The sequence below is a fragment of the Desulfobacter postgatei 2ac9 genome (genome assembly GCF_000233695.2).
Lineage (GTDB): Bacteria > Desulfobacterota > Desulfobacteria > Desulfobacterales > Desulfobacteraceae > Desulfobacter > Desulfobacter postgatei.
In genome coordinates, this window is record NZ_CM001488.1 from 9,299 (window position 1) to 16,448 (window position 7,150).

8 protein-coding genes are annotated in these 7,150 nt (G+C 42.1%); 4 read left to right on the top strand and 4 right to left on the bottom strand.

All coding sequences use genetic code 11. The annotated features are described in order from the left end of the window. Positions 1–344: 344 nt before the first annotated feature. Together DESPODRAFT_RS18455 and DESPODRAFT_RS20475 are read left to right on the top strand one after the other, a co-directional pair. Positions 345–926: a group II intron maturase-specific domain-containing protein gene (locus DESPODRAFT_RS18455; protein ID WP_052314642.1), complete on the top strand. Its 582-nt coding sequence runs from the start codon at positions 345–347 to the stop codon at positions 924–926. A 1,267-nt stretch (positions 927–2,193) separates the two neighbouring features. Further along, on the top strand, positions 2,194–2,517 hold the full coding sequence (locus tag DESPODRAFT_RS20475) for a hypothetical protein (RefSeq protein WP_040015765.1): 324 nt from the start codon (positions 2,194–2,196) through the stop codon (positions 2,515–2,517). A 193-nt stretch (positions 2,518–2,710) separates the two neighbouring features. On the opposite strand, the gene DESPODRAFT_RS00220 is transcribed toward DESPODRAFT_RS20475, so the two are convergent. From DESPODRAFT_RS00220 to DESPODRAFT_RS20760, 3 genes are all read right to left on the bottom strand, one after another. Then, positions 2,711–3,556 carry an EexN family lipoprotein gene (locus tag DESPODRAFT_RS00220; RefSeq protein ID WP_004070408.1) on the bottom strand — a complete coding sequence of 282 codons (846 nt, stop codon included), beginning with the start codon at positions 3,554–3,556 and terminating at the stop codon, positions 2,711–2,713. Positions 3,557–4,057: 501 nt separating this feature from the next. Beyond that, positions 4,058–4,411 carry a transposase gene (locus DESPODRAFT_RS20755; RefSeq protein WP_245531971.1) on the bottom strand — a complete coding sequence of 118 codons (354 nt, stop codon included), beginning with the start codon at positions 4,409–4,411 and terminating at the stop codon, positions 4,058–4,060. A gap of 218 nt (positions 4,412–4,629) precedes the next feature. Beyond that, complete coding sequence (locus DESPODRAFT_RS20760; protein ID WP_245531972.1) at positions 4,630–5,088, bottom strand: IS110 family transposase; 459 nt, start codon at positions 5,086–5,088, stop codon at positions 4,630–4,632. 548 nt (positions 5,089–5,636) lie between these two features. Here DESPODRAFT_RS20760 and DESPODRAFT_RS00230 point away from each other — a divergent pair. Together DESPODRAFT_RS00230 and DESPODRAFT_RS00235 are read left to right on the top strand one after the other, a co-directional pair. Beyond that, positions 5,637–5,948, top strand: a complete 312-nt coding sequence (locus tag DESPODRAFT_RS00230) for a type II toxin-antitoxin system RelE/ParE family toxin (protein WP_004070410.1) — start codon at positions 5,637–5,639, stop codon at positions 5,946–5,948. Further along, positions 5,938–6,249 carry an addiction module antidote protein gene (locus DESPODRAFT_RS00235; protein ID WP_004070411.1) on the top strand — a complete coding sequence of 104 codons (312 nt, stop codon included), beginning with the start codon at positions 5,938–5,940 and terminating at the stop codon, positions 6,247–6,249. The genes DESPODRAFT_RS00230 and DESPODRAFT_RS00235 overlap by 11 nt, the downstream gene beginning before the upstream one ends. A 309-nt stretch (positions 6,250–6,558) precedes the next feature. On the opposite strand, the gene DESPODRAFT_RS19110 is transcribed toward DESPODRAFT_RS00235, so the two are convergent. Beyond that, on the bottom strand, positions 6,559–6,939 hold the full coding sequence (locus tag DESPODRAFT_RS19110) for a group II intron maturase-specific domain-containing protein (protein WP_245531973.1): 381 nt from the start codon (positions 6,937–6,939) through the stop codon (positions 6,559–6,561). Positions 6,940–7,150: the final 211 nt, after the last annotated feature.

Here is a 7,150-nt window from a genome sequence, read left to right on the forward strand (position 1 = left end):
TGGCTTTCGACCGAAACGGTCTGCCCATGATGCAGTAGACGCAATAAGCGAAGCATTGCTGACAGGGCATCGTCAAGTTGTAGATGCTTGATTTAATCCTAAATACTTTGACACCATTCCGCAACTCAAAACTGCTTACAGTAGTTGCGACGAGAATTGCAGACAAGGAGATACTATCCTTAATCAAGCAATGGCTCAAAGCGCCGGTTGTCGAACAGGATGGAAACAAGCATCGAATAATTGGTGGAGGCAAGAGAATCGGTTAGGCACCCCACAGGGAGGAGTTATTTCACCACTCCTGGCAAATCTGTATCTTCATCTTCTTGACAGAATATGGGAACGCCATGACCTGCCCCCGTTTTTACGGGGGGCGACTGGTGAGATATGCCGATGACTTTGTGATACTCTGTAAAGGTAAAATAGACGCACCGATACAAATGGTGAAGATGGTTCTGGATAGATGCGAACTCAGGCTCAATGATCAGAAAACCAAGATAATCAATGCCTATCAAGATAGCTTTGATTTCCTTGGGTTCCGATTTCAAATGAGACGCAGCCCCCGAAGCGGGAAGTGGTACCCACACACTGAGCCATCCAAACGCTCGGAAGAGCGCATCAAGGCAACGGTGAAAAGGTTAACTCACCGCCGAAGAACACCGGTATCGGTGCCGGACTTGATTGATGAGATCAACTATGCGACCCAAGGCTGGTCAGCTTACTTTCACTACCAGCACAGCACGAAAGTGATGGCTCGGGTCAAATGGTTTACCGAAGAAAGGGTCCGTAAGCATTTATGCGTACGGCATAAAGTTCGTACCAGGACAAATGGGTATAAACGGTTTTCTACAGATTTTCTGTACAACAAGTTGTATTTGTATAGAATCCCAACTTACGCAAAGTGGAAAAGGGCGCAAGCCTTACAATGAAGAACATCGGAAAGCCGTGTACGGGAGAACCGTATGCACGGTTTGATGAGGGAGCACTGAGGATGCAAGGCCTTTGGAACACGTAGTAGCCGCGTGCGGCAAGGCGTCTCGAATATAAAAAGGGCTGAAGAAACCGGCCGAATCAGTGCTCTACTCTACCCCGAATTCCCAGACTCACGGTAACTGCGTGTCGTAATAATCGATTTTACCCTTGCCAAATGGACATGTCGGAGGATTTTGAACAAATCCTGAAGTTAAACAAAACTTTGCCATGGACATAGACTCCTTTTTTTATTGGTTGTAAAACAAAAAAGCCTCCCTGGAATTAACCAGAAAGGCTTAAGCTATCTCAATTGTAAGATTATTTAACACGGGAACAAAGATAAAAACTGACCCATAAATTGGAAAGAAAGGCGCAGAAACGAAAAAGCCCCCACCACCGAAGTGATGAGGGCTTTAGTTTTAGGGCTTTTGAAGAAAAGGGCTTTTAATAATTCTTACTCTTACCCCGATCTCCCACTTGCGATTCTTTACCCGATTGCCATCGACTTTGATGATAATAAAACGTGGTCTGTCCCCTATTTTTCGCTGAGAACCTTATTGTAAAGAGATGATAAAGCAAGAGCCGTTAATGAACAAATACAGGAACACATTGTGAATAGGCAACCTGGAGACCGTAAGCAAAAAAAATGCATTTTTATTCAAAGGGTGAAGTGTTTTTTCTTGACTTACTTTCTCATAGGCGGGAATTCGTTGAATTCAGTATGGTGTCCGTATGCCGTAACAACTGTAGTTCTAACAGGTTAAAGTCCTGAAGGAGGAATTGTCCGTACGCCTTCTTAGCACCGGGAAGCAGCGTCTGGGTAACCAGAGGTTGTAAGTTTCTTATGGGCAAAGATGCAGGCCGTAACGAAAGTGAACCTATATGTAGCCTCGTCAACTAATTGAAGATGCCGACCTTTTGGACATCAAGGGAAGGCCGTAGTGCCTGGGAGTAGAAAACGGAAATCCTTTCAGGTGATCTTCCGGGGTAGCAGGGATGGCATGTATCGGAAGAATTGCAGTGCAGTGCGGGAGACCCAATGCGGTTACGGTGAAGGGCCGTTAACTGATGGATATAAGGAGATCCGAAATTCCATGGGGCTGTATTGGGAGTCGGAGGGGTTCATAGTACCGATTGAGGCTGAGGGACAACATAACCCCGGCCAAGGAAAGGGACCCTACTTTGTTCACGTAACTAACGAGCGGAGGATCAGGAGATTGCAATATGCTACTAACTCCGGATAGGATCAGGACGCTTCAGAGGAAGCTCTATTGTAAGGCCAAGCAGGAACCGGATTTTCGTTTCTATTCTTTATATGACAAGGTCTACCGGGCTGACATCCTTGGTCATGCCTATCGCCTTGCCCGGGCAAACAAAGGTGCACCTGGAATAGATGGTGTCAGCTTTAAGTCCATAGAGAAGGATGGAGGGGAAATCAAATTTGTGCAAAAGTTGGAATCCCAACTTACGCAAAGTGGAAAAGGGCGCAAGCCTTACAGTGAAGAACATCGGAAAGCCGTGTACGGGAGAACCGTATGCACGGTTTGATGAGGGAGCATTGAGGATGCAAGGCCTTTGGAACACGTAGTAGCCGCGTGCGGCAAGGCGTCTCGAATATAAAAAGGGCTGAAGAAACCGGCCGAATCAGTGCTCTACTCTACCCATATTTCCTAAACTAAGTTTCCTTGTTTTTGTCGGGGATTGGGGCAAATTAAATTATTTGAGACAGAAACAACTATTCTTAATTATTTAACTTTCTGTATGCATTTTCATACCAATCCGCATTTTCTATTGTAAAATGATATACATTTATTGGATCATGATTTTTTTCTATTTTGAACATAATAGAACCACCTTTCATAAAAGCACTATGAACTTCTTTTGAATTTTTATTAAAGCTCAACCTGTCTTGTTTAAGCTCTGCGTTCATACTTAACTTTTCATTATTACTGTCTTTAATATGTACATAATATTTATCTCTATTGTATCCAATAGCTTTAACGGGATTATCCCCAGCATACTCATAAAGTAGTATTGAAATGTCTTCCCTTGTAATTACAAATCGTACAGTTAACTTTGAATTTTGAGTTGCTGAGTTGCTAAATGACCCATTTATTAAATATTCATTGCTAATGTACTTTTCATCTGTTTTTTCTCCAAAATCATCGACGAAATATCGAATTCCCCACATTCCGGTATTGTTTAAATTTGCTATGCGGATTCTTTCTTTTTCTTCTTCTTCTTTTCTTTTTATTTCCTCCATTTCTTTTATCTCAATTGTTTTCAATAATTGCTTAAAGTCTTCATTTTTAGGTGATTCAGGATGCTTTTCATGCAATAACTTAATATTGTTTCGAGCGATCTCATATTTTTTTTCCTTGTATGCCTTTTCAGCGTTAGCTATTAATTTTTCAGCACCATGCATACATTCTTCTAATCTGGCCTTCAATTCTTCATTTTCGGCCAGAAGATCATCATATTCAGATTGTGGAACACAGCCCACTTGTAAAACAAAGCCTAAAATGATCATTAAAATTACAAGAATACCGAAAAATTTGTTATTAATACACTTCAAGTTATAATCCATATGCCCCCTCCTTTTTTTTTGGCAAATAACAATAAAAAGGCTTCTGATTCATTCTCATTATTCTTTTGCATTAGTATTACATCGTCGGATAATCTAGATTTAAACGATATAATACCAGGGCATTTAAATCCGTAAATCCGGACTAAATCCGGGGACATCTATGATAAGTTTTGTCAAGGGGAAAATGTAGATTTCCCTTCACTTTTTAAAGACATTCTCCAAAAGCGTTAAATGGCCCATTGCATTAACTCCTGATCTTTTTAATCTATTTCATTTAAGTGCCAAAAAGATAAAGATCTTTTGACCAGACATCTATTTGCTGTATCAGGTCCTTTTGTAAAGGAACCATCACAGAAGATTAAGTTTGGGTAAACCCGCTGACCTTGAAACACTATAAATGATGTATCACGGCGGTTGCCGATCACATAGTCCCCAGAAAGCAAGGACCAGCGGGAAGATCTATTGTAAATGCAATGCTATTAATGTATCAATGCGACCGTATCAGGCAGCCTGATATGGAGCTGTCACCTCAAAATCCTTTTTGGATTTTTCAACAGCCAGCATATAGGCTACAAGTTTTCTTGCTACGGCCAGGGTCGCTCTATTCTTGTTTCCCTTTCTCAATTCCCTTTCATGAATTTCAGCCAATTGAGGATTCCAATGTGGTGCAAGTTTTGCCGCCTCAACCAGAACAGTTTGCAAATGTTTATTTCGTTTTTTGGATATCGGACCACGACTTTCTTTGCCGCCAGATTCTTTTTGAGCCGCGCAAAGGCCACAATAACTAACTGCCTGACGTACTGCTCCAAATCGCTCTACCTCACCGACTTCCAACACCCAGGTTAAAGCCGTCACCTCTCCAACCCCACCAATTGTTTGCAGCCGGGTTACCCGTTCTCAGATCAGCGGGTTTTCTTTTAGCACCCGTACGAGCTTTTTTTGAATATTAGTAAAAATCTCCAGATTTGACCTGCTAAGTTATAACATTTCTGAGACGGATGATGAGACATGCTCAATGGTGTCCATTAATTCACAGAAAATAGCGTTTGCCATGTAGCTTTTTTTTGTTGTATTCAGCACCCGACCTCCATTAAAAGTCCAGAGATTTTATTTTTAGTTTGGGTTGCTGTTCTGACTATGTGGTTTCTGTATCTTAAAATTCTTCTTAATTCTCGCAACTCGCTCGGAGCCATATAACATTCCGGTAACAGATCAACTCTGAGAAGGTCACATATTTTCTGGGCATCAGATAGATCGTTTTTCTTTTTAGCTGCTGTAATCGCTTTGAGCATTTCAGGATGAGCGACCTTAATATCATCGGCATAAGGTTTTATGAAGTCATAAATCCAGCCGGTAAACATTGTTGCTTCCATTGCAACCGTCCAGGGCGGGGGAAGTTGCTCCATCCATTCTTCCAATGCCGGCCTGGTTGCAGATATCACTCCATTCCCAAGAAGTGTTCCATCGCCTGCTTTAATACAATAAGCGATAATTTTTTTGTGGATATCTAAACCAATGTAATGCATACTCATTATGACCTCCTTGTGGTAATTGATTCTGGATGACTCAGGTTATTCCAGCCGCTTTCTAAAGCCATCATGCCGCTTGGAGGTCTTTTTTGTAAAGAGAATCTGCCGATTTAAAATTCATTTTCCCTATGGTAAGATACCATTACCAGCTCCGAGGATAGGGCAATGCTGGGAAGCAACCTGAGCGCCGTAGCTGGTGACGGAGACATGGGGGGTGATATACAGTCAATTGCGTATTGCCCCTCTCCCATGTTTCTGTCCATAATGCGTTAAATCCCGGGGGGTTAGGGGCTGGCCCCCAAATTAAAATCGGGTATTATTCCTTGCCTAACTTATGCATTCAAACACCATACTTAATTATTAAACTATAGGACACCCACAAAGTAGACATAAAATTAGTTATAAGCCATATTAAATTTAAATAAAATCCAGGAAAAAAATTATTGAATTAAAGAAAGTACCCTTGTCAAGGGTATTGGTCTGAGTACAATAGGCAGGTAAGTACCAGGATTTTTCTTGATTTATTGTAGTCGAACGATTACAATAAATGCATGTATAAATTGAAGTGGACAGCAAATTTTGAGAATTGGGTAAATCGTTTGCGGGATAGGTCAACTCGCATCAGATTACTTCGTCGTTTAGAAAAAGTTCAACGCGGACTATTGGGTGATGTTAGTTCTGTAGGAGATGGTGTATTTGAAATGCGTGAATTTTTTGGCCCCGGTTGGAGGATGTATTACATTCAACTTGGTGATCAGCTTATAATTATGCTCGGAGGAGGAAATAAAAGTAGCCAATCCGATGATATAAAAGCTGCAAAGTTGTTAGCTGTTCAGATAAAGGAGGAAAACAATGTCCAATAAATTGAAAATCGATAACATGCTTGAATTTGATATGGCTCAACAGCTTAAGAATGAGGAAGATATTATTGAATATTTGCAGCAAGTGCTTGAAGAAAATGATGGTTCGGAATTGGCTGCTGCATTGGGGCATATTGCCAAGTCGCGGGGTATGAGTGAAATTGCAAAAGCTAGCGGCATTAAGAGAGAGTCCTTATATAAGGCACTGAGACCTCAAAGTCATCCTCGTTTTGACACCATACAAAGAGTTTGCAAGGCACTGGGAGTTCGGTTAACCGTGGAAAAAGTACATGCAGAACTATAATTCCGGGGACATCTATGATAAGTTTTGTCAAGGGGAAAATGTAGATTTCCCTTCACTTTTTAAAGACATTCTCCAAAAGCGTTAAATGGCCCATTGCATTAACTCCTGATCTTTTTAATCTATTTCATTTAAGTGCCAAGAGTTCGGGGGGTAGAGTAGAGCACTGATTCGGCCGGTTTCTTCAGCCCTTTTTATATTCGAGACGCCTTGCCGCACGCGGCTACTACGTGTTCCAAAGGCCTTGCATCCTCAGTGCTCCCTCATCAAACCGTGCATACGGTTCTCCCGTACACGGCTTTCCGATGTTCTTCATTGTAAGGCTTGCGCCCTTTTCCACTTTGCGTAAGTTGGGATTCTATACAAATACAACTTGTTGTACAGAAAATCTGTAGAAAACCGTTTATACCCATTTGTCCTGGTACGAACTTTATGCCGTACGCATAAATGCTTACGGACCCTTTCTTCGGTAAACCATTTGACCCGAGCCATCACTTTCGTGCTGTGCTGGTAGTGAAAGTAAGCTGACCAGCCTTGGGTCGCATAGTTGATCTCATCAATCAAGTCCGGCACCGATACCGGTGTTCTTCGGCGGTGAGTTAACCTTTTCACCGTTGCCTTGATGCGCTCTTCCGAGCGTTTGGATGGCTCAGTGTGTGGGTACCACTTCCCGCTTCGGGGGCTGCGTCTCATTTGAAATCGGAACCCAAGGAAATCAAAGCTATCTTGATAGGCATTGATTATCTTGGTTTCTGATCATTGAGCCTGAGTTCGCATCTATCCAGAACCATCTTCACCATTTTGTATCGGTGCGTCTATTTTACCTTTACAGAGTATCACAAGTCGAGTAGCCCGAGGGAACCACCCCCTCAGGCCCTCACAGAACCGGACGTGAACGTCTCCG

What these genes read in the sequence shown, in the direction of transcription:
- DESPODRAFT_RS18455 (WP_052314642.1), top strand. Translation starts at nt 345, where the DNA reads ATGACCTGCCCCCGTTTTTACGGGGGGCGACTGGTGAGATATGCCGAT.
- DESPODRAFT_RS20475 (WP_040015765.1), top strand. Translation starts at nt 2,194, where the DNA reads ATGCTACTAACTCCGGATAGGATCAGGACGCTTCAGAGGAAGCTCTAT.
- DESPODRAFT_RS00220 (WP_004070408.1), bottom strand. Translation starts at nt 3,556, where the DNA reads ATGGATTATAACTTGAAGTGTATTAATAACAAATTTTTCGGTATTCTT.
- DESPODRAFT_RS20760 (WP_245531972.1), bottom strand. Translation starts at nt 5,088, where the DNA reads ATGAGTATGCATTACATTGGTTTAGATATCCACAAAAAAATTATCGCT.
- DESPODRAFT_RS00230 (WP_004070410.1), top strand. Translation starts at nt 5,637, where the DNA reads ATGTATAAATTGAAGTGGACAGCAAATTTTGAGAATTGGGTAAATCGT.
- DESPODRAFT_RS00235 (WP_004070411.1), top strand. Translation starts at nt 5,938, where the DNA reads ATGTCCAATAAATTGAAAATCGATAACATGCTTGAATTTGATATGGCT.
- DESPODRAFT_RS19110 (WP_245531973.1), bottom strand. Translation starts at nt 6,939, where the DNA reads ATGAGACGCAGCCCCCGAAGCGGGAAGTGGTACCCACACACTGAGCCA.